This is a genomic window from Archangium violaceum (genome assembly GCF_016859125.1).
GTDB lineage: Bacteria > Myxococcota > Myxococcia > Myxococcales > Myxococcaceae > Archangium > Archangium violaceum_A.
Map to the genome: position 1 here is coordinate 11,148,489 of NZ_CP069338.1, position 22,106 is coordinate 11,170,594.

The 22,106-nt window shown below is 66.3% G+C and carries 22 protein-coding genes; 12 read left to right on the top strand and 10 right to left on the bottom strand.

Going from position 1 to position 22,106, the window contains the following annotated elements:
* Window positions 1–632 precede the first annotated feature (632 nt).
* Window positions 633–1,460 (bottom strand): LysR family transcriptional regulator, encoded by an 828-nt coding sequence (locus JQX13_RS47110; RefSeq protein ID WP_239014294.1) that lies wholly within the window; start codon window positions 1,458–1,460, stop codon window positions 633–635.
* Window positions 1,461–1,564: 104 nt separating this feature from the next.
* Between JQX13_RS47110 and JQX13_RS47115 the strand changes: the two genes are divergently transcribed.
* Complete coding sequence (locus tag JQX13_RS47115; RefSeq protein ID WP_203405922.1) at window positions 1,565–2,362, top strand: SDR family NAD(P)-dependent oxidoreductase; 798 nt, start codon at window positions 1,565–1,567, stop codon at window positions 2,360–2,362.
* 259 nt (window positions 2,363–2,621) lie between these two features.
* Here the strand turns inward: JQX13_RS47115 and JQX13_RS47120 are convergent, their stop codons facing one another.
* Entirely contained in the window at window positions 2,622–2,936 is a 315-nt protein-coding gene (locus tag JQX13_RS47120) for a transposase (RefSeq protein ID WP_203405923.1), read from the bottom strand.
* 74 nt (window positions 2,937–3,010) lie between these two features.
* Between JQX13_RS47120 and JQX13_RS47125 the strand changes: the two genes are divergently transcribed.
* Window positions 3,011–3,289, top strand: coding sequence for a hypothetical protein (locus tag JQX13_RS47125; RefSeq protein WP_203405924.1), 279 nt, complete (start codon window positions 3,011–3,013; stop codon window positions 3,287–3,289).
* 215 nt (window positions 3,290–3,504) lie between these two features.
* Here the strand turns inward: JQX13_RS47125 and JQX13_RS47130 are convergent, their stop codons facing one another.
* Window positions 3,505–4,215, bottom strand: coding sequence for a TetR/AcrR family transcriptional regulator (locus tag JQX13_RS47130; protein WP_239014295.1), 711 nt, complete (start codon window positions 4,213–4,215; stop codon window positions 3,505–3,507).
* On the opposite strand from JQX13_RS47130, the gene JQX13_RS47135 reads away from it, so the two are divergent.
* The 3 genes from JQX13_RS47135 to JQX13_RS47145 all read left to right on the top strand — a co-directional run bounded on the left by JQX13_RS47135 (window position 4,214) and on the right by JQX13_RS47145 (window position 6,161).
* Window positions 4,214–5,059: an SDR family NAD(P)-dependent oxidoreductase gene (locus tag JQX13_RS47135; protein WP_203405925.1), complete on the top strand. Its 846-nt coding sequence runs from the start codon at window positions 4,214–4,216 to the stop codon at window positions 5,057–5,059. The genes JQX13_RS47130 and JQX13_RS47135 overlap by 2 nt on opposite strands.
* 12 nt (window positions 5,060–5,071) lie before the next feature.
* On the top strand, window positions 5,072–5,461 hold the full coding sequence (locus JQX13_RS47140; RefSeq protein WP_203405926.1) for a cupin domain-containing protein: 390 nt from the start codon (window positions 5,072–5,074) through the stop codon (window positions 5,459–5,461).
* A 439-nt stretch (window positions 5,462–5,900) separates the two neighbouring features.
* A complete protein-coding gene (locus tag JQX13_RS47145) occupies window positions 5,901–6,161 on the top strand; it encodes a hypothetical protein (protein ID WP_203405927.1) in 261 nt (86 codons plus the stop codon).
* A gap of 244 nt (window positions 6,162–6,405) precedes the next feature.
* Here the strand turns inward: JQX13_RS47145 and JQX13_RS47150 are convergent, their stop codons facing one another.
* The 3 genes from JQX13_RS47150 to pcaD all read right to left on the bottom strand — a co-directional run bounded on the left by JQX13_RS47150 (window position 6,406) and on the right by pcaD (window position 9,553).
* On the bottom strand, window positions 6,406–7,284 hold the full coding sequence (locus tag JQX13_RS47150; RefSeq protein WP_239014296.1) for a LysR family transcriptional regulator: 879 nt from the start codon (window positions 7,282–7,284) through the stop codon (window positions 6,406–6,408).
* Between the two features lie 226 nt (window positions 7,285–7,510).
* The gene (locus tag JQX13_RS47155; RefSeq protein WP_203405929.1) at window positions 7,511–8,485 is read right to left on the bottom strand and encodes a VOC family protein; all 975 of its coding nucleotides are present in this window, start codon (window positions 8,483–8,485) and stop codon (window positions 7,511–7,513) included.
* A 261-nt stretch (window positions 8,486–8,746) separates the two neighbouring features.
* Window positions 8,747–9,553 (bottom strand): 3-oxoadipate enol-lactonase, encoded by an 807-nt coding sequence (pcaD, locus tag JQX13_RS47160; protein WP_203405930.1) that lies wholly within the window; start codon window positions 9,551–9,553, stop codon window positions 8,747–8,749.
* A 101-nt stretch (window positions 9,554–9,654) separates the two neighbouring features.
* Here pcaD and JQX13_RS47165 point away from each other — a divergent pair, with 101 nt between their 5' ends.
* Both JQX13_RS47165 and JQX13_RS47170 read left to right on the top strand, forming a co-directional pair.
* The gene (locus JQX13_RS47165; protein ID WP_203405931.1) at window positions 9,655–10,596 is read left to right on the top strand and encodes a LysR family transcriptional regulator; all 942 of its coding nucleotides are present in this window, start codon (window positions 9,655–9,657) and stop codon (window positions 10,594–10,596) included.
* A gap of 390 nt (window positions 10,597–10,986) precedes the next feature.
* Window positions 10,987–11,652, top strand: coding sequence for a DUF4386 domain-containing protein (locus tag JQX13_RS47170; RefSeq protein WP_203405932.1), 666 nt, complete (start codon window positions 10,987–10,989; stop codon window positions 11,650–11,652).
* On the opposite strand, the gene JQX13_RS47175 is transcribed toward JQX13_RS47170, so the two are convergent.
* Window positions 11,630–12,235 (bottom strand): Crp/Fnr family transcriptional regulator, encoded by a 606-nt coding sequence (locus JQX13_RS47175; protein WP_203405933.1) that lies wholly within the window; start codon window positions 12,233–12,235, stop codon window positions 11,630–11,632. The genes JQX13_RS47170 and JQX13_RS47175 overlap by 23 nt on opposite strands.
* Window positions 12,236–12,580: 345 nt before the next feature.
* Here JQX13_RS47175 and JQX13_RS47180 point away from each other — a divergent pair, with 345 nt between their 5' ends.
* The 5 genes from JQX13_RS47180 (at window position 12,581) to JQX13_RS47200 (ending at window position 17,425) form a co-directional block, all read left to right on the top strand.
* Window positions 12,581–13,126 (top strand): DUF2087 domain-containing protein, encoded by a 546-nt coding sequence (locus JQX13_RS47180; protein ID WP_203405934.1) that lies wholly within the window; start codon window positions 12,581–12,583, stop codon window positions 13,124–13,126.
* Window positions 13,127–13,279 (top strand): dienelactone hydrolase family protein, encoded by a 153-nt coding sequence (locus JQX13_RS47185; RefSeq protein WP_203405935.1) that lies wholly within the window; start codon window positions 13,127–13,129, stop codon window positions 13,277–13,279.
* A 434-nt stretch (window positions 13,280–13,713) separates the two neighbouring features.
* Entirely contained in the window at window positions 13,714–14,412 is a 699-nt protein-coding gene (locus tag JQX13_RS47190) for a hypothetical protein (protein WP_203405936.1), read from the top strand.
* A gap of 311 nt (window positions 14,413–14,723) precedes the next feature.
* On the top strand, window positions 14,724–15,203 hold the full coding sequence (locus JQX13_RS47195) for a (2Fe-2S)-binding protein (RefSeq protein ID WP_203405937.1): 480 nt from the start codon (window positions 14,724–14,726) through the stop codon (window positions 15,201–15,203).
* A gap of 2 nt (window positions 15,204–15,205) precedes the next feature.
* Window positions 15,206–17,425, top strand: coding sequence for a xanthine dehydrogenase family protein molybdopterin-binding subunit (locus tag JQX13_RS47200; protein ID WP_203405938.1), 2,220 nt, complete (start codon window positions 15,206–15,208; stop codon window positions 17,423–17,425).
* Window positions 17,426–17,556: 131 nt separating this feature from the next.
* On the opposite strand, the gene JQX13_RS47205 is transcribed toward JQX13_RS47200, so the two are convergent.
* The 3 genes from JQX13_RS47205 to JQX13_RS47215 all read right to left on the bottom strand — a co-directional run bounded on the left by JQX13_RS47205 (window position 17,557) and on the right by JQX13_RS47215 (window position 21,531).
* Window positions 17,557–19,188, bottom strand: coding sequence for a cellulase family glycosylhydrolase (locus JQX13_RS47205; RefSeq protein ID WP_203405939.1), 1,632 nt, complete (start codon window positions 19,186–19,188; stop codon window positions 17,557–17,559).
* Window positions 19,189–19,557: 369 nt separating this feature from the next.
* Window positions 19,558–20,355 carry a class I SAM-dependent methyltransferase gene (locus tag JQX13_RS47210; RefSeq protein ID WP_203405940.1) on the bottom strand — a complete coding sequence of 266 codons (798 nt, stop codon included), beginning with the start codon at window positions 20,353–20,355 and terminating at the stop codon, window positions 19,558–19,560.
* Between the two features lie 15 nt (window positions 20,356–20,370).
* The gene (locus JQX13_RS47215) at window positions 20,371–21,531 is read right to left on the bottom strand and encodes a cytochrome P450 (RefSeq protein WP_203405941.1); all 1,161 of its coding nucleotides are present in this window, start codon (window positions 21,529–21,531) and stop codon (window positions 20,371–20,373) included.
* Window positions 21,532–22,106 lie beyond the last annotated feature (575 nt).

Here is a 22,106-nt window from a genome sequence, read left to right on the forward strand (position 1 = left end):
GCACCAGCCCTTCCCCCCTGACTCGTGTGTCATCATGACAGTTTTACAATCTATCAACAACCCGCCAGTCATGGCGGCAGGGCTCGCCATGTTGGCAAGCGGACGGCGCAGCCCTGCACTTCAAGCAGCAGTGGAGAGCTCTATGACGGAGAGTCCGACACGCTCGCGCTTCACCCCATGGCGGGCTCAAGAGTGAGGGCACAGCAGTGCCAACCGCACGCTCCCCCAAGCGGGGGTCTGCGCAGATGGCGCGGTGTTGAGCACCAGGCCTCAGTTGCCCACATGCCCAAGCTCCACCAACTGGCGTAGGTAGTGCGGGCACGTCCAGCCCTCCTGCCCGACACGCCTGGCCAGCTCCAGCCTGTCGTCGTACACGCGCACCCGCAGTCCGTCTGCATCGCCTCCCCGGGCCGATGCTCCTGGGCGAAGAACACCTGCTTCTCCGGGCCCTGCTGCGCTCTCCACTGGCGCACTCGCTGCACCTGCGCTTTCCGAAGCAGTGAAACACCGCCCCGGGGGCCCCAGGACCCTCGCTGCCCCCATGGCCACGCGGGCCCTCTCCCGCCATGGGCACCGTGGGCCCGGAAGGCGGCGAGCCTCCGTGCCAGCACGGAGCCGCGGTCGCCCGGGAACTACGCCGTCGCGGTGCGAATCTCGGCCTCGAGCGCATCGAGCACGAGCCGGACGCGCTTCACGTTGCGCAGCTCGCGATGGAACGCGAGGAACATCGGCACCGGCGGGAACTCGAAATCCGTCTCGAGCCGCACGAGTGGCGAGGAGCCCACCTGCGGCACGCTCATCAGCGCGATGCCCTGCCCCTGCTCGACGGCCTCCTGCAGCGCGAAGTTGGAATTGCTCGTGAACACGAACCGCTTCGCGCCCTGCGCGGCCAACCACTGCAGCGTCTTGTCGAGGCCCAGGAAGTCATGCCGGGCCATGTCCTCCCGCTCGAGCCGGCCATCACGAAGGCGCCGCTCGACGTACGACCGCGCGGCGTAGAGTCCCAACTGAATCCGGCCGACCTCGCGTTGAATGAGGACCGGAGACGTCGAGCGTGCCACGCGGATGCCGATGTCCGCCTCGCGCCGCGCGAGGTCGGCCATGCGCGTCTCGGAAATCAGCTCGAAGTGCAGGGCCGGATGCGTTCGCCGCAGCGCCGAGAGCACCCGCGTCACCGGCCGGACGAAGCCATCGGACAGCGACAGCCGCACGGTGCCGGTCATCGCCGCGTCGCCCTCATCCCGCTTCACGGCCTGCAGCCCGAGTTCGAGCTGCTCGGCGAGGCTGACCAGCTCGAGCGCATCCGGCTCGACGGAGGTGCCCGCGCTCGAGCGATGCACCAATGACCGGCCAAGTGCCTTCTCCAGCGCCTCGATTCTCCGGGCGGCGGTCGAGGTCGACACACCGAGCGCGCGGCCCGCGGCGAGAAAGCTCCGGTGGCGATGCAGCGCGAGGAGCACCCGCAGGTCATCCCATGACGGCTGGAACGAGGTTTCCATGGATGGAAATCAGCTTACCAACCATGTCCATTTCCAGAAAATCCCCCGTCACGCATGTTGGGCGCATGAACGACTTCGATTTCGCGGGAAAGACGGTGGTGGTGACGGGCGGCTCCATGGGCATCGGAGAGACCTTCGCACGGGAACTCGACGCCCGCGGCGCGAAGCTCGTGCTCGTCGCGCGCAGCAAGGAGAAGCTCGAGGCGCTCGCCGCACGGCTCGAGCACGCACAGGTCATCGTGGAGGATCTCACGAAGCCGGGCGCCGCGCAGCGCGTGTTCGATGAGGTGACGCGGCGTGGGCTCGACGTCGACGTGTTGATCAACAACGCGGGTTTCGGGGCACACGGACCGTTCGCGGACATTCCCCTTGAGACGCAGCGCGGGCAGATCGATCTCAACATCGGAGCGCTCGTCGAGCTCACGTACGTGTTCCTCCCGATGCTCGAGCGGCGGCGCGGCGGCATCATCCAGGTGGCCTCAGCCGCCGCGTACCAGCCGACGCCGTACATGGCGGTCTACGGAGCGACCAAGGCCTTCGTGCTCTCGTTCACTGAAGCGCTGTGGGCCGAGTACAAGGACCGCGGCGTGCGGGTGATGGCCCTCTCCCCCGGCGCGACGGACACGCCGTTCTTCGCGCGCGCGGGCGAGGCCGCGGCCGGAGGCAGCCAGAAAGCGCGCCCTGAAGGAGTCGTGCGGCTCGGGCTCGACGAGTTCCCGAAGAACCGGCCATCGGTCATCCACGGCCTCGGGAACTACCTGGCCACGTTCGCATCACGGCTCCTCCCACGGGCCTTCGTCGTGAAGCTGATGGCGCGGATCTCGGCGCCAAAGCAGCCGGCGCTGCAAGCCACCACGCGCTGAGCTTCCAGCAACCGGCCCACGACGGGGGGAGGTCCCCTGGAGATGAACTTCCAACGGACCTCCCCTGGCTCCACTCCTGACGAGATGAAGTCCGCCTGGATGTTCGTGTGCCGCCGGCGCATGGGGAGATTCGACAGCGGGGCGCTCTCTATACGTCGACCCTGTGCTGCTGACCAAGGCGGAATCCGCGCTCACCCGCGCGTCGAAACCTGTTGGAGAAGCCGCTCACCTTCAGGCGCCAGGCCGTTGATTCCTCAGCTCAGGCGGCCTCCTTGTCCTCCTCCTGTGCTTGGGGTGGCCGGTATTGCGTCCCATCGCGCATCATGGCGAAGAGGATTCCGGCCAGCCTGCGTGCCAATGCCACCACCGCAATCTTCTTGCCGCGCCGGGCGGCCATCTCCTCGGCCCATTCTCGCAGGTGGGCCGTTTCGGGCCTCTTCACCCGCGGCAGGCAGAGGGCTGCTTGTATCAGCAGCCAGCGCACCCGGCTGTTTCCTGTCTTGGTGATGGGGCTTCGGTGTTGCTTTTCTCCCGAGCTCTTCTCTCCCGGCACCAGCCCCAGGTACGCCTCCACCTGGTAATGCCCCTGAGCAGGTCCGGGGGGTCATCCTGGAGGATCCGCCCCTCTTCTCGTCGGTCCAGCCGCGCTTGTGGACGACCGCCGGTTACGACCTCAGCCGCGTCGCCCACGGCTTCCTCGCCAGCGGCGAGACGGACTTCACCACCTGTTACCTGAAGAACTCGTCCATTCTGGAGCTCTTCAAGGGCCTGAGGCCGAAGATGATCGCCGACGGAGTGAAGTACCGGGCCGAGCACCCGGGCGAGCCGCTGAAGTACTACTACATGCCGCCCGTGCTGAACGAGCTGTTCCGCTCCCTCGACGACTACGAAGGGCTTCGACCATGCCGCTACGCTCCAACGCATTGACATGCCGGCCGTGCTCATCCACACGAACTGGTTCCACGACGCGAACGGCACCCTGATGGGCGCCATGAGTGGCGAGGACGCCGACCGTGCGCGCTCGCTGATCCAGCGCGTGAGGCGCTGGCCTCAGAGCGGGGCGGGCGTCCGGGCGTGGCGGAGCATGGTCCGCGCTCCCCTCTTCTTCTCCGCTCCAGGAATATAGGGGTGGTGTGGGGCACCTACTTCATCGGATGAAACAGGTAGCCGACCGCGAGCTGGTACAGCTCCTTCTCCAGCACTCCGCTCGCGAGAAGGTCCGGGCGCTCCGTAATGGCCTTGTGGGTCAGGGCCTCCAGCGCCGTCTCGAGCACCACCGCCGCGACCTCGGGGGGCCTGCTCCGAGGCAGGCGGTGCGCATGGGCGCGGAGGAACTGTTCAATCAGCTCAGTAAGGCGCCGGCTGGTGTCCATCACCTCCGCCATGCGCCCAACACGAGGCACCTGCTCGAAGAGGCTCTTGTGGAGCGCGGGGGAGATCCGGTGGGTATCAACGCCAACACGGATGATGGCCTTCAATCCTTCCTCGAGCGACGCGGTCTTCAATCCGGCGAAGGCGGCCTCGGCGACCGCGACCAGCTCTCCGGCATGTTTTTCGAGGAGTGCCGCGACCAGCGCCTCCTTGTTCGGGAAATACTGGTAGAGCGAGCCCACGCTCACCCCGGAGCGTTCGGCGACGCGCGCGGTCGTCGCCTTCTCATAACCCCACTCCACCAGAACCTGAGCCGCTGCTTGGAGAATCGCATCCACCGTCGCCCGAGAGCGCCTCTGGCGCGGCAATTTCCGAGGGGATGTGTCGACGGATGTCATGTGAATCGCGTGCTCCTGAATGCGAATAGCGGATGTGACGAAACACTCGCATATTGCCTCCGGGTCGACAACGGAGGTCCCCATGGAAAACGGCAACACAGCGGAAGCTCGAAACGACAAGGTCATATTGGTGACGGGCGCATCATCCGGCCTCGGCCGGGCCACGGCGGCGCTGCTCGTCCAGTGCGGCTACCGTGTCTATGGCACCAGCCGGCAGCCCGCGGGAGACACGGGCGCGGGCTGGCCCATGCTCCCGCTCGACGTGCGGTCCGATCGTTCGGTCGAGGCGTGCGTGGGAGCGCTGCTCTCCCGAGAGGGGCGCATCGATGCCTTGATCAACAACGCGGGTTACGCCTTCATCGGCGCGGTGGAGGAAACGAGCCTCGACGAGGCTCGCGCGCAGCTGGAGACGAACTTCTTCGGCGCTTTGCGGATGATGCTCGCGGTGCTGCCGACCATGCGCTCACGGGGCACGGGCCATATCATCAACATCAGCTCGCTCTCAGGGGCCGTGGCCGGCCCCTTTCTGGGCGCCTATGCCGCGAGCAAGCACGCGCTGGAGGCCATGTCGGAGGCACTCGCGCACGAGTTGCGCGGCACCCGGCTTCGGGTCACCTTGCTCCAGCCCGACGGCATGCGCACCCGCATCGGTTTCCATCATCCCCAGGCGGAGCACCCGGAGCACATCGCCAGGCGCAGACGACTGGTGTCCCTGCTCGAGCGCGCGACCCGTGAGGATGGGAATGACCCGGACATGTTGGCCCACGCGGTGGTGCGAACTCTCGAGGACAGCACGCCACCGCTTCGCATCGCCATCGGAGAAGGCACGAAGAAGCTCATCGAGGCCCGCCGCACACTGCCCGAGGCGGAGTACGGCAAGCTGCTGGCGTCGCTCCTCCATGTCGACGTTGAGCAGGCCGCGAATTGAGAGGAGACAACGATGGCTGGCCTATCCTTTTCCATTTCCGCGGAGCTCGCCGCGATTTCCGACCCTCACTTCCCCCGGCTGCTCGGCGACTACACCGTGCACCGCGACGCGATGCTGGGCGTCATCCGGATTGGAACGGAGGGAACGGAAGGGTTCTGGGAGCGCCACGATGGCGGTGACGAGCTGCTCGTCGTGATCTCGGGGCGCATGACCATGACCTTGCGCCCGGCGAACGGCCCAGACCAGTTGCATGACATCGGCCCGGGAGATGCGCTTCTGATCCCCAGGGGTATCGCCCACTCGGCCCGCTTGCATACGCCCGAGATACACCTGCTGTTCGTTACGCCTCGCGATGGAAATGAGGCATGGACGGAACATCCCGAAGGTAAGCGGCGACACTAAGCCTCTTCCTCACCGGTCATCACATTTCCAGGTCACGCACTCTCTCCAGCCGGTCGCTCGCGAGGGGAGATGTGCCATGCCCTGGCGCCCTGACAACCCGGGCCAGGCGGGATTCGAACCCGTCTCCCCTCCCCTGGTGCTCGGAAACGCCCGGGCTAGGGAGAACCTCCTGTGCGTGCGCCAGAATGTATTGGAAAACCAAAAACGCTGGGTGTGAAGACGAGGAGAGGGACCGTATGTGGCTCGATGACGAGATTCGTCAATTGACAGCAGGGATGTGTTTCTCCACCATCCGAGCCATCAAAGACATGACCGCACGAATCTTTCTCTCATGGGTGTGTTTGTTGGGGGCTTGTCGCCATGGTGGGTCCGCTGGTTCGGCGGAGCCCCCAAGAACCCCTTGTCAGTCAAGGGAGCGGATTGCAAGGCGGCGCGAGGCATGAGAGTGATTACGGACAAGAAGATTCTGAGGAAGCTGATCGATCCCGGTGTGAGGGGCCTGTACAACGGCGCCGTCTCCGAAGTGGCTCGGCTCCAGTCGAGGTCTGCGCGGGGCGCGCAGCCCGAAAGGTGCATTCCAGAGCGCGTTGCGCTCCTCATCACGTTCTCAGGCCCAATCGAGGACCTGGTGGCGGCCGGCCTGGAGTCCGCAGACTCTGTCCTCATTGCCGATGGGAGCTTCGTCGGGGAGGGGGGCTAATTGATCCCATGCGTATTGGTGAGCTCGCGGCCATCCCGCCTGTGAGCACCGTCCGGTTTCAACCCCAAATAGTCTCCACGCTCCACAAGAGTGTGGCGACACCACAAACCAGAGCACTACGCGCTGTGTCTCCGGAACTCGCCGGCCAGGGCGTGGTGGTTGGCATCATGGATTCCGGGGGGGGCGTTAGGTATGCCAGCGCCCCCGGTGCAGTACGAATCGTCTGACACCGGGTCGGCCTGAATCAGCCGTGCTTCATCACCCAATCGAGCGCCATGCGCACCCGTGCGGGCAGTTGCCGCCGGGACGGGTACACCGCGAAGAGCTCGCGCGGCTCGACTGTTCGCCCGGTCAGGGTGAGCTGCACGAGCGACTGGCCCTGTTGCTCGATGGCCTCTTTCGGAGCGCAGACGACACCCAGCCCCTGCACCGCCGCGGCGATGGTCATCCGCGGATCGTTCACGCGGAGGCGCTCACACGGCCGGAAATCCTCGACGGAACCATCCCGTCGGCGAAGGCGCCAGACGCCGCCGGGCTGACTGAGGATGGCGGGCACCGAGCCAAGCATCTCGCGATCGAGCTGGGTCCGGCCTCTCAGTGTCTGTTTCACGAATTGGGGTGAGGCGGCGAGCGTGAAGGGGATCGACCAGACGCGCCGAGCCACCAGCTCCGCGTCGTGGATGGGCCCCGAGCGGAAGGCCAGATCAAAGCCCTCTTCGACCAGAGGAACGACGGCGTTGGTGAGCTCGAGCTCCAGGGTCAAGTGAGGGTGCCGGGCCGCGAAGGCGAACAGCGCCGGCGCAATGCGCTGTGAGCCTGTCATCACCGGCGCCGTCACCCGAAGCCGACCCCTGGGCTCGTCCTCGCGCTCCACGCTCGTGTCGAGCACGGAGGTCAGCCCCTCGAGCAGCGGCCCGGCACGCTCCAGCAGTCGCTCACCCTCATGGGTCAGGCCGACACTCCGCGAGGTGCGCTGGATCAGGCGGGCACCCAGCGCTTCCTCCAGCTGAGCCACCCTGCGGCTCACCGTGCTGGTGGGAACTCCCGTGCGCCGCGCCGCCTCCACGAAGCTCGAGTGCCGCGCAACGGCCACGAAGAGCCTCAAGTCGTCCAGAGACATCATCCCATTCATGGGATGGAGCTTGCCACACCATCCCATGGCTGACAGCGGGGGGATGCGCTACTTCGAAGGCATGAACCTGAAAGACCAGCACGTCATCGTGGCAGGGGGCTCGTCTGGAATTGGTCTTGGGGTGGCCAAGGCCAGCCTCGAGGCCGGAGCCTCGGTGACCACGGAGTTCGTCCCCATGCCCCACCATGTCGGCATCATCCGGAGGCTCTCGCTCTCATCAGGTCACGCCGCGCTTCGAATGCTCGCGAAAGATGATTGCGGCACCGAGTGCGGCCGTGGCGGGAACGAAGGTGTCTCCTCCAGCGGTGGTCATGACCGGAAACCCATTCCCGTGCAGCAATGCTCGCGTGGCTTCAAGGTCCCGGACCGCCACGGCGTAAGCAACGAATGCGGGCAAGGCCGGAGCTTGCTCTCCCGGTAGGGCAGTCGCGAGGCCGGAGTTGGAAAGGATCGACACCCGAGCGTCGTCGAGATCGAAGACGCGTGCTGGGCCGTCGCGCCGCGCGGGGCGAGCGAGGTAGCGCGAATAGCGACGTTCGAAGTCCTCGACCTCGGTGTCGGCAACGCAGAGAACCGACTCGACGAGATCCAACGCACCGTTGGGATGCTCCAGGTGCCGCTGGGCGTGCAGGATTTCCGAAGGAGGGTTTTCGGCTATGGCGAGCCGCCCCTCGGGGACTGTCTCATCATCCATTTCCAGCAAGCGGATGGGCACCCTCTTCGGCCCGTCCTCCGTGTCGAGCTGGCGTTGTACGGTGTTGACGCCGCTGTGGCGAACGCCCTCGGCGCGTAGTTGCTCCCCGGTGGCCTCGGCGTCGGGAGTTTGAAAGACGAGGATATGCAGGCCCTCGAAACGCGAACGGCATGCGCTGATCGTCGCAACCGTGCGCTTGATCGTCTCCAGAACCCGTGGCCGCACCGCGGGCGGAACCTGGAGCGGCACGGGCGTGGCATTACCTGGGATTGGGCGGTCGTCCCCGAGGAGGGCCACGAGCTCGACGAAATTTCGCGGGAACTCGATGTGGGTGTTCGCCGCGCCGAACGGCTTGGGCGGCTCGTCCTCCTGGAGGGACATGACTGGATAGGCGGGCGGCTGCAGCCGAAAGCCTAGTCGCTGGTAGAGTGCTGTGGCCTGATCCAGGTCGTCCACCACGAGACCCACATGATGGAGATGGCCGACTCGTGCGTTCATCGATGACCTCGTAAGGAATCTATACTCGAGTGGAGGTCAGGATGACGGCGCTGTCCCGCTCGTGCGAGGAGCCATCGACCCGGGGCGCGCCGTGCAGCCCCGACGCTCGTGCTCTTCTGTACACTGGAAGACGTCGCATTCCGTGGACGATAACCTCTCCGCGGCTCCGACGTCACTCCCTCGGTGGAGGTGTCTTCTCATGATGAAGGCCTTGTTGGCTTCGGCCCTATTCACGGACTGTCACTCCTGTCGATCGAGGCTTCAGTGCCGCTCCGAGAGGAAGGTCACCACGGCGTCCAGGAAATCCCCCGGCTGTTCGACGTTCGACAAGTGCACCGCAGGCAGCACCCGCAGCCGTGCGCCGGGGATGGTGGAGGCAATCTCCTCGCCGTGACGTGCGGAGGTGACGGTGTCGTGCTCGCCCGCGATGACCAGCGTCGGGCGCTGGATCAGCGCGATCGTGCGGCGCAGATCCGCATCGCGCACTGCGGCCCAGCTGCCGGCCACGCCCTCGCGTCGCGTGGCGAGCAGCGTGCGGCGGAATGCCTCGACGACGACATCGTTCGCCTGCAGCATCCGGGCGGGGAACCAGTTGCGCAGGAACATCTCGGCTGTCGTCTGCATGTCGGGCGCCTTCAGCAGTTCGGCAATCGCGCGGTCCCACTGCCCGGCCGGGCCCAGGTAGGCTGCGGTGTTCGACAGCACCAGGCGGTCGACGCGCTCGGGCACATGGATCCCCAGCCACTGCGCGACGAACCCGCCGAGGGACAGGCCCAGCACGTGCACTCGCTCCAAGCCCAGCGCGTCCAGCAGTTCCACCACATCGCGACCCAGCCGATCCAGCGAATACGGGCCCGAAGGCACGTCCGAGACGCCGTGGCCGCGCGCGTCGTACCGCAGCACCCGGAAGTGCTCGGTGAGTGCCGGCACCTGAGCGTCCCACATGTGGAGGTTGGTGCCGATGGAGTTGGAGAGCAACAGCACCGGCTTGCCCGGCTCGCCATCGAAGCGGTAGGCGATGCGCACGCCATCGCCGGTGGTGATGAAAGAGGTGGTGTGAGAGTCCATGGCAGGCTCCAGGAATGTGCTCAGTGATGCCTTCAACCTAGGAGCCGGGTGCGCGGATGGAAATTACAAAGTCTGGAACGGCTTTGTAGAGTGAGTCGACAATGACCAGCTTCACGCTTCACGAGTTGCAATGCTTCGACGCGGTCGTGCGCGGCGGGAGCTTCCAAGCCGCGGCCAGGCTGCTGCACCGCTCGCATCCTTCGGTGTTCGCGGCGGTGGCCAAGCTCGAGTACCAGCTGGGCCTGAACCTGCTGGACCGCACGGGCTATCGAGTGCGCCTCACCGAGGCTGGAAGGTCCTTTCACCGCAAGGTCCGGCCGCTGCTGCGCGAGGCCGAAGAACTGAGCACGCATGCGAAGCAGCTGGCGATGGGCGAAGAGGCCGAGCTGCGCGTGGTGCTGGGAGACCTGTGTCCACTACCGCCGGTGCTGGGCCTGCTGAGCCGCTTCTTCGGGCAATGCCCCCAGACCCGCCTGCATCTGCAGTTCGAGGCGGTGACCGGTCCCTGGGAGCGGCTGCTGGAAGACGAGGCCGACCTCATCGTGCACCGCGTTCCCAAAGGTGACATGCGAATGGAGTGGATCGACCTGGGCCGGGTCGCGATGGTACCGGTGGTGGCGCCGGGCTTCCTGCCCTTCCAGCCGACGACCGCCATCACGCCGCAGCAGATGCAGGGCTTCACGCAGTGCGTGGTGCGCGACTCGGCGCGGCGCCCTTCGGAGCAGGGCCACTTCCTGGTGGAAGGCGCGCCGCAGTGTTCGGTTCCGGACCAGTTCATGAAGAAGGAGCTGATCCTGCATGGCATGGCCTGGGGTCACCTGCCGCGGTTCATGGTCGACGCCGAGTTGCGCGACGGACGTCTGCTGTCCATCGTGGGACGGTATTTTCCCGGCGTGATCGAGGAGCTCGTGGCAGCGCGCCGGCGCGACCGGCCCCACGGGCCCGTGGCCAATCGGCTGTGGGACTTCTTGGCACGCCACGCCCCCGTCCTCAGGCCGGCACTGGGCCGCATGCCGCGGGCCAAGGGCGCCTCGGGAGATTAGGCCTCACCCCGGGCACAGGGTCGGCGTGTACCCCAAGGGGCTGCGCGGCTTCTCCACCCACCTGGCGCACTGCTCGGGCCGCCCCTGTCCGCGCCCCTCCTCGGCCCCTCCGCTCCAGCCCTCCCCCTCCACACGGCCTCTCTTCCGCCTATGCGCCGAGCGCGCTGGCGGCGCAGGTGATGGGGGGGACGCCTGCTGCTGGAGAGCGACGTCCCGGCAAGGGCGCCACGGCCACGCTCGAGTTCCCTGTCTCGCAGTCCCGCTGACAGGGCGGCCCACCCGCCCAGCCTGGAAAAAAGAACCGGTTTATTAACCCTCATCAATGCGGGCGAGGGCGCCCCCCCCTACTCTCGCGGCCACAACGTCGCTGGACGTTCTGGAGCCCTCGCGATGAACACCACCCGCCTTCACTCCCGCTCCCTGGGAATTCTCTTTCTCCTTCCGTTCTTCGCCTACGGCATCGGCACCGCGCTCGTCACCTCCGTCCTGAAGGAGCCGGAGCACCTGGCCGTATTGGCCAGTCAGAGGACGCCGTTCGTCGGGGGCGCGCTGCTGCTCCTGTTGAACTCCATCACCGTCGTTGGGATTGGCGTGCTGTTCTTTCCGATACTCCGCGAGCGGAGCCCGAGCATCGCCGTCGCGTACGTCTGCACGCGGGTCATGGAGGCGCTGCTCCTCATCGTCGGAGTGGTGTTCCTTCTGTGCATCCTTCAGCTCGGAGAATCCGCGCAAGGGCAGACGACGCCGGAGCTGGTGACCCTGTTCAAGCTTCTCTCGAAGGGGAACTTCTGGGCGTACCAGCTCGCGATGATCATCCTGGGGGCCGGCAGCGTGGCGTTCTGCCTGTCGCTGTACCGCTCCCGGCTTCTTCCATCGTTGCTCCCGCTGGTGGGCGCGGTGGGCTACGGGCTTCTGGCGCTGGGGGCCGTGCTCGAGCTCTTCGGGCTGCCGTTGGGCATCCTCTTCTCCGGGCCCGGGGGCCTGTTCGAGCTGTTCCTCGGCGGCTGGCTCATCGCCAAGGGGTTCCGGACGGTCACGCCTTCCGTCGCGGCGTAGCCGGCTTGCCGCGCGTGGCGATACGCTTTCGGATCCGGCTCAGCGACTCGGGCTTCACGCCGATGTAGCTGGCCAGCTGGTACTGGGGAATCCGCTGGATGATGTCCGGCCGCGTCTTCGAGAGCTCGAGGTAGCGCTGCTCCGGGGTATCGGTGAGATAGGAAGCGAACCGCTCCTGCTGTTCCGCCAGGACCTTCTGCATCACCATCCGGGAGATGCTCTCGAAGCGAGGGAAGCGTCGATACAGGTCCCCCTCGCGTTGCTCGGTGCCCACCACCATCGTGGTGTCTTCCGCGCAGACCAGGAAGTGATCCGCCGGGGTCTGGTTCATCATGCTGTGAATCGAGAGGACCCATTCGTCCTCGGTGAAGAACCCGTTGCTCCGCTCTTCACCGTCGACGACGTAGTACTGGCGGACGCAGCCCTGGAGGACGAAGTAGGCCTCGGTGCAGACCTGGCCCGCCATGAGCAAGTGCGTGCCTTTCGGACAGGTCTTCACCACCATACTGTCCAGGATGGCCTGGGCTTCCTCGTCCGACAGAGGAGAGATGCGGCGGAAGTAGTCGACGAGCTTGTGTTTCATGAGAGCACCGCGCGACCGGCGGGAACCCCATCATCCCACCGGGTCGGCGGACGTGGGCCGAAAAGAAGAAGCCCATGTAGCAATGTAGCCCGGGAAAGGTGTCAGAGGAATCCTCTGACACCCTCTGCGGCCTTCTGCGGCAGACACCTTCCGCGGCCTGTTGCAGTCCGCCTCCATTTCCGCTATTGACCACAAACGGTCTGCAGTTCACCGAGGCGTTGCCGCCCCTGACGGGGAGCTAAACCTGCAAGTTGTGATCTGGACACGCACTTGTCCCCGTGCCGAGTCGAAAGACGGCAACCATCGACGATCCCTTTACGGAACGGCGCATGACGAGGATCAGCCATGTCCAGACTCAGCCTTCCCTATGCGGTAGCCGACATCTCGGCGCTGGCCCGCTCGCTGCGTGACCAGCTCGGAAAACTCGGCCACATGCCGGGGCATGTCGAACTGCTCAACATGCTGGCCCGCTCGGCCGGCTATGCCAACTACCAGCATCTCCGCGCCCAGTTGGAGGCGCAGTCGCGTCTCGCGGCGCCGCGGGCTCCCACACCGGCGCCCGATCACGAGCGCATCGAGAAGGTGGCGCGCCACTTCGATGATTCGGGGCGCCTGCTGCGCTGGCCAGCCAGGGCCAATCAGCAGGAGCTCTGCCTCTGGGTATTGTGGTCGCGGATCCCAAGCGGCAAGGTGTTCACCGAGCAGCAGATCAACGAGCTCCTGAAGCACTGGCATCTGTTCGGCGATCACGCCCTGCTGCGCCGGTCGCTGTTCGACTTCCGGCTGGTGGCCCGCACCACCGACGGCCGGCAGTATCGTCGCATCGAGCAGAAGCCGCCGGCGGAGCTCTCGCCGTTGATTGAGCACCTCAACGCGCGTACCGCCACCTGAATGGAGCGCCTCACGGGCGCGCGCCATGGCTACGCGGTGGAGGGCAGGGCCGCGTACGACAAGGACGCCTCCGAGAAGCACTGGGAGCGACTGCTGGATTTGTTCGGCCGGACGCCGCGGGGCTCGAGGACCGCTCCACCCGGAAGCGGGTGAAGCGGTCCACCCTGGGCGTCGCGTTGGGCTGCACGTCGTAGACGGAGAGGTACACGACACCACTCTGACCGTAGCGGCTGTAGAAGCGACAATCTCGTCGAACACGGACGAGCTCACGTTCGTCACGTACACCTGGTACTCGAAGTCCAGGCCGGCCACCGGGGACGGCGCCAGGCCAGGCCCCGCCGCTTCCTTCAGGGCCGCACGCCGCTCCGTCACCAGACGGCGCGCCTCCGCCGCCCCTTCGAACTTGTCCTCGAAACATCCAGAATCCCGATTGCTTTGCATGACAATTCAATCGTGACAATTCCGCGCGGCGGCTCTGACATTCTGACAATGCGAGACCAGGTGGTGTCAGACGGAACAATGACTTGCCATCCCGCGGCGTTGGCATCAGGCTTGCCTCACTTCGAGGCGCTCACAGGAGGATTCCAATGACATCAGGACTCAACAGCCTCATTGCCGCAGCGAGCCTGGCGCTGCTGACCGCATCGGCGGCGCTCGCGGACGAGACCCCGCTTACCATCACCGACCAGGAGCGGCCCGTGGCGGCGATGTTGCAACGCCTTGGGGCGCGCGAAGGGTGGGCAGTCACCTACGAGGATGACCCGCTCAGCTCCTCCGAGCGGCTGTCCTTGGAGCTACGCTACTCCCGGGGCAGCGGGAAGGAGGCGGAGCTCGACATCCAGGAGGCGGCCCTGCGCAAGCTGCTCGAGCAGCACGCCACCCACAAGAAGGGAACCTTCCGGCTGGAGCGCACCGAGGCCCTCTGGCACGTCGTGCCCACGAGCGGCTCTCCCTTCGACGCCGGCATCCAGCTGTCCGGCAAGAAGCGACCCCTGCGCCAGGTGCTGACGGACTTCTGCGCGGCGGTGGAGAAGGCCAGCGGGAAGCGGGTGGTGCTGGGCCGCGTGGGCTCGCTTCCGCTCGACCAGGTGGTGACAGTGCCCGAGGGGAAGGCATCCGCCCGGGTGCAACTGGCTCGATTGCTGGCGCCGCTTCCGGGCAAGTCCGTCTGGAGCCTCGTCTACAATGAGGACCTGGGCGGCTTCATCCTCACCGCGGGCAAGCTCGTGCGCGTCGTGCCCATGGCGCCTCCCGCCCAGAGCACCTCGGGCGCGACTCCGAACTGAGGCCGCGCACCGGGCGAACCGCGATGCCATCTCCGTTGCGTCCGCACCCGCTGCTCCAGCACCACCTCGCCACCCTCGCCCAGGATGCACACCTGACTGTCCCGCTTGTGCGCGTCGATGCCGATGTACTCCATCGCCCATTCCCCCACTTCGGCGGTCACGTCCGCACCGCCGCAATATAGGGCTCGGTGGGCCTCCACCCCCCCATGGCGGCCTGGCCGATTCATCTCCTCCATGCACCGGAGAGCCTTGATATCCTCGTCCCGCCGCGGATTCTCCGGCGGCCTTGCCGCAACACAGGAGCAGGCAGAATGTCAGTGACGATCCAGGTCAACGGCAAAACCCACAAGGTGAATGCCGATGGCGACACTCCCTTGCTGTGGGTCCTGCGTGATCTGCTGGACATGAAGGGCACCAAGTTCGGCTGTGGCATGGCCGTCTGCGGGGCTTGCACGGTGCATCTGGATGGCAAGCCGACGCGGGCCTGCGTCACGCCGCTGTCCGCCGTCGGCAAGGCCAAGATCACCACGATCGAGGCGATCGGACAGACCGCCATCGGCAAGAAGGTCCAGGAGGCGTGGCTCCAGGTCGACGTGCTCCAGTGCGGCTATTGTCAGGCCGGCCAGATCATGGCGGCGACCGCGCTGTTGCAGTCGGTGCCGAAGCCGACCGACGCCGACATCGATGCGGCGATGTCCGGCAATCTCTGCCGCTGCGCGACCTATCCGCGAATCCGCGCGGCGATCAAACAGGCAGCCGGGCTGCCGACCACCGACTCGCGGGAGGGCTGAACATGGACGGTTCGACCCTCACCTCGCGCCGCTCGTTCCTGAAGGCTTCCGCTGCAATGGGCGGCGGACTGCTGCTCAGCGTGTCCCTGCCGCTGCCGGCTGGCGCCAGGCCGGGAAAGCCGGGCAAGTCGGCCGCGCCCGCGGTGCTGAACACCTATGTGCGCATCGCACCGGACGGCATCGTCACCATCATCTCCAAGTATCCCGAAATCGGGCAGGGGATCAAAACCTCGCTGCCGATGCTGATCGCCGAAGAGCTGGACGTCGACTGGAAGGACGTGCGGATCGAGCAGGCGCTCGCCGACGCGACCCAATACGGCCGGCAGGTCGCTGGAGGCAGCATGGCGACGACGCTGCATTACGACGAGATGCGCCGCGTCGGAGCCGCCGGCCGGCAGATGCTGGTCGCAGCAGCCGCCGCCGAGTGGAAGGTTCCCGAAGCCGAGTGCCAGACCCGAAGCGGAGTCGTTCATCACACACCCAGCGGCCGCACGCTGCGCTACGGTGCATTGGCGGCCAAGGCCGCTCGGGTGCCGGTGCCCGAGCTGAGGAGCGTCACGCTGAAGGACCCGGCCCGGTTCCAGATCATCGGCAAACCAACGAAGGGCGTCGACAGCCCGCGCATCGTCGTCGGTCAGCCGATCTTCGGCATCGATGTGAAGGTGCCCGGCATGCTGTACGCGGTGTTTCAGAAGTGCCCGGTGTTTGGCGGCAAGGTGGTCAGTGCCAATCTGGAAGCGGTGAAGCGCGAACCGGGAGTGCGCAATGCATTCATCGTGCGCGGCACGACGCCGAACGCGCTCTCCGATGGTGTCGCGATCGTCGCCGATAGCTGGTGGCAGGCGCAGAAGGCGCGGAAGTCGCTGCGGGTGACGTGGGACGAAGGTCCGGTCGCCGCCGAAAGCAGCGAGGGCTATGCGCGTCGCGCCGCCGAGCTGGCGAAACTGCCGCCGGCGCGCTGGCTGCGCAAGGATGGTGACGTCGAAGCGGCGCTCGCGGGTTCGGTGAAGCGGCTGGAGGCCGCGTATTCCTATCCGTTCCTGGCACACGCAACCCTGGAGCCGCAGAACTGCACCGCGTCGTACAAGGACGGCAAGGTCGAGATCTGGGCGCCGACGCAGAACCCCGAACCGGGGCGCACGCTGGTGGCTCAGGCGGTGGGCGTGAAGGAAAGCGACATCACCATCCACATGGTCCGGGCTGGCGGAGGCTTCGGACGGCGCCTGCAGAACGACTACATGGTCGAAGCGGCGGCGATCTCGAAACAAGCCGGTGTGCCGATCAAGCTGGTCTGGAGCCGCGAAGACGACATCCAGCACGACTTCTACCGCCCCGCCGGCTTTCACTTCTTCCAGGCGGGTGTGGATGCCCACGGCCGCATCACCGGCTTCCGCGACCACTTCGTCAGCTTTGGGGAGGGTGAGAATTTCGCGCGCAGCGCCGGCATGTCGCCCAACGAGCTCCCGGCGCAGCTCGTGCCGAACGTCGAGCTGGGCGCTTCGGTGATGCCGCTGGGCGTGCCGACCGGGCCGCTGCGTGCGCCGGGGAGCAACGCGCTGGCCTTTGTCTACCAGTCGTTCCTGGACGAGTTGGCGCACGCCGCCGGCAAGGATCCGTTGCAGTTCCAGCTCGAGCTGCTGGGCGAGCCGCGTGAGTTGACGGTTCCACCCAATCCGAACGGCCCTCCACCGGCAGCCTTCCACACCGGACGCATGCGCGACGTGCTGAAGCTGGTTGCGGAAAAATCCGGTTGGGGCAAGGGCACGCTCCCGCCACGCACCGGCAGAGGCATCGCCTGCTACTTCTCGCACCGCGGCTACTTCGCCGAAGTCGTGCGGGTTCATGTCGCCAATGACGGTGCGATCCGGATCGAGAAGGTCTGGGCCGTCGGTGACGTCGGCAGTCAGATCGTCAACCCATCGGGCGCGCTGCAACAGGTCGAGGGCTCGGTGCTGGACGGGCTGGGCGAAGCGCTGGGCCAGGCCATCACGATCGAGAAAGGCCGGGTCGTGCAGTCGAACCTGCACGATTTTCCGCTGCTGCGCATGAATCAGGCGCCGCCGATCGAAGTGCATTTCGTCCAGAGCGTGAACCCGCCGACCGGACTGGGTGAGCCGGCGTTGCCGCCGATCCTGCCCGCCCTGTGCAATGCGATCTTCGCGGCAACCGGCAAGCGGATCCGCTCGCTGCCGATCGATCTGAACCTGCTGAAGTCGGTTTGAGTCGGCCCGGGGGGAAATCGGTGCGTGCCAGGATGTAGCCGCATCTTCAACGAAGGCAGCTGCGGCACCGAATCCAATCGGTGCCGCAGCTGCCTTGGAAGGTGCCGCGCTTCAGACGCTCGCACCGAGGCCTACCACGTGTACAAGCCCGCCCACGGGTACATCCCACCCGACACGGCGAAGTAGTAGTAACCGTCGGACGAGCGCGTCAAAGGCATCTGGCCACAGGTTCGCGCCTGCCCACCTACGGTGAGCGTCCGGCCGTCGAAGTTATGGCAACCCCAACCGTTGATGTTGGCGTTGGTCCGATAGCACACAGGGCCGGTCGTGTTGAAGTTGCCTGTGCTGCCTGAGAACGTGATGGGGTTGGAACAGGTCGTGCCGCCTCCGCTCGTGTTGAACGTCGCGGTCACCGAACGCGCGGCCGTCATCGACACCGTGCAGGTTCCTGTGCCACTGCACGCACCGCTCCAGCCGGCGAATGTCGAGCCGCTCGCCGCAGCGGCGGAGAGGGTCACGGATGTGCCGCTCGAATAGCTCGCGCTGCACGTGCTTCCACAATCAATCCCCGACGGCGACGACGTCACCGTGCCGCTGCCCGCCCCCGACTTCGTGACCGTGAGCGTGAAATTGTTCGAGTTGCCGATACCGGCGCCTCGCCGTATGGCATCCAGAGCGCCTTGATCGACGACGACTCCGTTGTTCCGGTTGAACAATGCGAAGCCGTTGGTCTGACTGGGGCTGACGCCGTTGTCCCAGTAGAAGGTCTTGATGCCGTTGGCGGCCGCGGCGCGATTGACGTACTCGAGGTAGTACTGCCGCGATTCCAGGTTGAGGTTCGGACGCGTAGCCACGCCGTACTCGCCGATGATCACCGGGACCCCCTGGTCGATCCACTCCGCCTTCACGCGCGCGAACAGGTCGTCATGATAGGCCTCCTGCGCCCAGGCGCATGCGCCCTGCGACGGATAGGGCGCGCCCCAGTACAAGCAGATGTCGTTTGGGTTCAGCGTGTAGTCGTAGGGATCGTAGTGATGCACTTCGACGATCAGCCGGTTCGCGATCGTGTCCGACGGCAGAAAGAAGTAATCGAGGCCGTGCCAGATGTTCGTATTGTAGGTCTGCACCACGAGTGTCCGTGACGCGTTGTTCCCGCCCGTCGCGCGCACGGCGTCGACGAAGGTCTGGAGGTACGACTGCTGCACGGTGATGTGCTCGGTCGTCGGCGTGCCATAGTCGGCACGTACTTCGTTGGTGCCGGCGAACAGCAGGCGCTCGTTGTAGTTCTTGAAAGTGTTGGCGATCTGCGTCCAGTAGGCGCGCTGTTTCTGGTTGACGGCCTGCTGATGAGAATACAACGGGTGCTCCTCGAGCCAGCCACCATCCCAGTGGATGTTGAGGATCACATACATCCCCTGGCCGTAGGCGTAGTCCACCACCTCCTTCACACGAGCCATCCATGCCGGATCGATCGTGAGCGTGCTCTGATCGGCGTGGCAATCCCAGGCAGCGGGAATGCGCACGGCATTGAACCCAGCGGCCTTTACGCTGTTGATGAACTGCTGGGTGACGGCCGGGTTACCCCACGCGGTTTCACCGCAGATGGCCTCGAGCGTATTCCCGAGGTTCCAGCCGATGGTGATCTGGCCGGCCACCTGCGACGCCGGCGGAAGCGTCTGGGCGAATGCAGCCACCGGTAGGATGAGAATGGCCACACAGAGGAGGAAGGCACGCCTGAACCACAGAGACGAGTGCAGACTCATGGGAAACTCCGTTTCTTCAACCAGGTGACTCGGTGATTCTGTTCATATCCGAAATCCGTTTTCAATGATTAGTGATGAATACGGGATTACAGTGTATTACCCACGGCAGGTGCGAGCCTGGCCCCGGCGCAAGGGCCAGACCTGGCCGCGTGGTGTTGAGGCTTGCGCCACCACGGAGCCAACAGACGCATAAGCGGCGAAACCTACCGAGCCGTCCCCAGGGCCGGTTTCTTCGGGGAGCTCGAGCACGGGTACGCGCCCATCTGGGAGGAAGTGGGCACGGCGCTCGGCGTGTCCTCTCGCGAGGTGGCTTCCGGTCCGCGCTTCACGGTGGAGGAGAGAAGCAGGGCCGACTGGTCTCCGACGTCTTCACGAGAGCGCGGCGCGGGCCCGCCAGATGAGCTCGCCGCCCGGGCGGACCGGGCCGCCGTCGAACGACCCCTGGAGCGCCTCCACCTGGAAGCCGGCCCGGTGCAGGAGGTGCTCGAACTCCGAGCGGAAGATGAAGCGGCTGGTGACTCTCCGGTAACTCCGCCCCACCACCCGCCCGGAGGGCTCCACCTCGTCGTACACGAGACAGCGGGTGAAGCACTGACTTACGGGATCCCCCGTCACGCTGGCCCACTCGACGAGCAGGTTGCCCGTCACCGGGTGCGAGACGACGACCCCCGTCTGCTTCAACAGACCCCGGGACGGGCCGTCATTGCCGAGCAGCTCGGCCAGCAGCCGCGACGGTTCGAAGAAGTTGAGCACGAGCCGCCCGCCCGGCAGCAGGTGCCGGCGGATGTTGGTGAGCGCCGCGAGCTGCTCCTCCACGGTGAGCAGGTGAAGGAAGGTGCGGAAGGGCACGGTGATGAGCGCGAAGCGCGCTTCGATCGAGAACGACACCATGTCGCCCTCGCGCAGGTCGACCCGCTCCCGGAGCGGCAGGGGCAGGGCCTGGACCCGATCCCGGGCCCGGGCGAGCATCGCCGCCGAGCGGTCCAGGCCCGTGACGCGCGCGCCGGCCTCCACCGCCGGAATGAGGAGCCGCCCGGTGCCGCAGCCCAACTCCAGGCAAGGGCCACCCGCGCGCCGGGCTTCCTCCACGTAGAAGGCGACGTCCTCCCGGTAGTCCTCGCAAACGACGTCATAGAGGGCCGCATCGTCGGTGTAGTCGAAGCTCACGGGCACCTGGCGCGCTCACGCACCGAACGCGATGGGAATGCGGTCCGGGCACCGCTGGGTGGCCTGGGGCTTGTGGACGACGTCACCGCTCAGGCGCAGGCCCGGTGCGTGCTCGATAAGGCTGCACAGGGCCAGCCGCACCACCGCCTTGGCCAGCAGCCCACCCACGCAGGCGTGAATGCCCCAGCCGAAAGCCAGGTGGGGGTTGGGTTGGCGATCCAGGACGAGCGCCTCCGGCTGGGAGAACGCCTCCGGGTCCCGGTTGGCGGAGCCGAGCAGCAGCACCAGCGCCTGCCCCCGGGCGATGCGGACCCCGCCGAGCTCCACGTCCTCGGTGCACACGCGGCCGGTGGCCTGCACCGGGCCGTCATACCGGAACAGCTCCTCCACCGCCGTCTCCAGGAGTGCCGGGTCGCGCAGCCGGGACAGCTCCATGCCGTGGCGCAGCAGGGAGATGATGGCACTGCCCACCGCGCTGTACACGGAGGTGTAGCCGGCATGGAACACGACGCGCATGCTGTTCATCAGCACGGCGCGCGGCATCCCGGCGGCCGACTCGGAGCGCGCCAGGAACCCGAACATTCCACCCGTCGGAGGGGGCTCGAACCAGCTCGCGATCAGCGCGCTCAGGCCCGCCCTGGCGGCGGCGCCGGGGGCTGCTCGCTCCGGCGCGAGGCCCGCGTCCATGCCACGGATGATGGCGTCCGACATCTCCCCGAAGGTGGCGGGGTCCGGCGCGGGGACGCCGAGGAAATCACAGACGGCATGGAGTGCGAGCGGCGCCGCGAAGCGGGTCATCAGCTCGCCCCCTCCCTCCGCGCGAAGCCCGGCGAGCAAGTGATTCGCGTGCAGATAGGCCCTGCGCTCCACCGCGGCCAGGTCCTGGGCGCGGTAGGCGCTCACGAGCAGGCCGCGCAGCTCGCCGTGCTCGGGAGGGTCCATGGATTGGATGCTCAGGCTCTGCTCGGGAACCGCCGCGCCAACCCGGCGCCAGTCGGCGGCGAAGCGGCGCGAATCCTTCAAGACCTGGAGACACTCCGCGTGTCGGGTGAGCAGCCAGGAGTTGAGCCGCTCATGCCACATCACCGGCGCCAACGCCCGCATTCGAGCATAGACAGGGTACGGGTCTCGCAGCGTCTCGGGGTGCAGGGGCTCGAACTCGACAGCAGTGGGCACGGGGCTCCTCGCGGGGGCATCCAGACGGAATGTCAGGCATTGACCAGAGGGACCCAGGTCCGGCGGCAGTGCCGGGCCCAAGTCCTTGCAAGGCTTCAGTATCAGTGCAGGTAGTTCATTGCCGTCTCTCCTTTCCCCGTGCTCGCTTGCGGAGCGCAATAGCAAGGAAACAAAAGACAAGCAATGTGTCAACACGCCATCCCCGTATTTCGAGAAAATCCTTTTCTTTCGAGCCCGGCTGTACGTCAATCTCTGGCACCGCGCCAAAATTCCATCACCGCTGACACAAGGCGCCTGCACATACCATTGAATGTCTGGAATCGAGCGGTCGTGGGCGTCACCGCCTGGAGAGGAACCCGACCGCATGAACGCGATGTTCATGACCGGCTGGTGGACGGACGTGCCGTTCTCTCCCGCGACGCCCTACTGGCGTCTCTCCTCGAGCGCGCCGGGGTCAGCGGGCAGCGCCGGAGCGAGTCGTGACCTGGCGGGGGTTGATAGCGCTGGCGCTCCTGCTCCTCGTTCCGTTCAGGGGCAGGCGGGCTGCCCCGCAGGAAGCACGAGCGAGCCAGCCG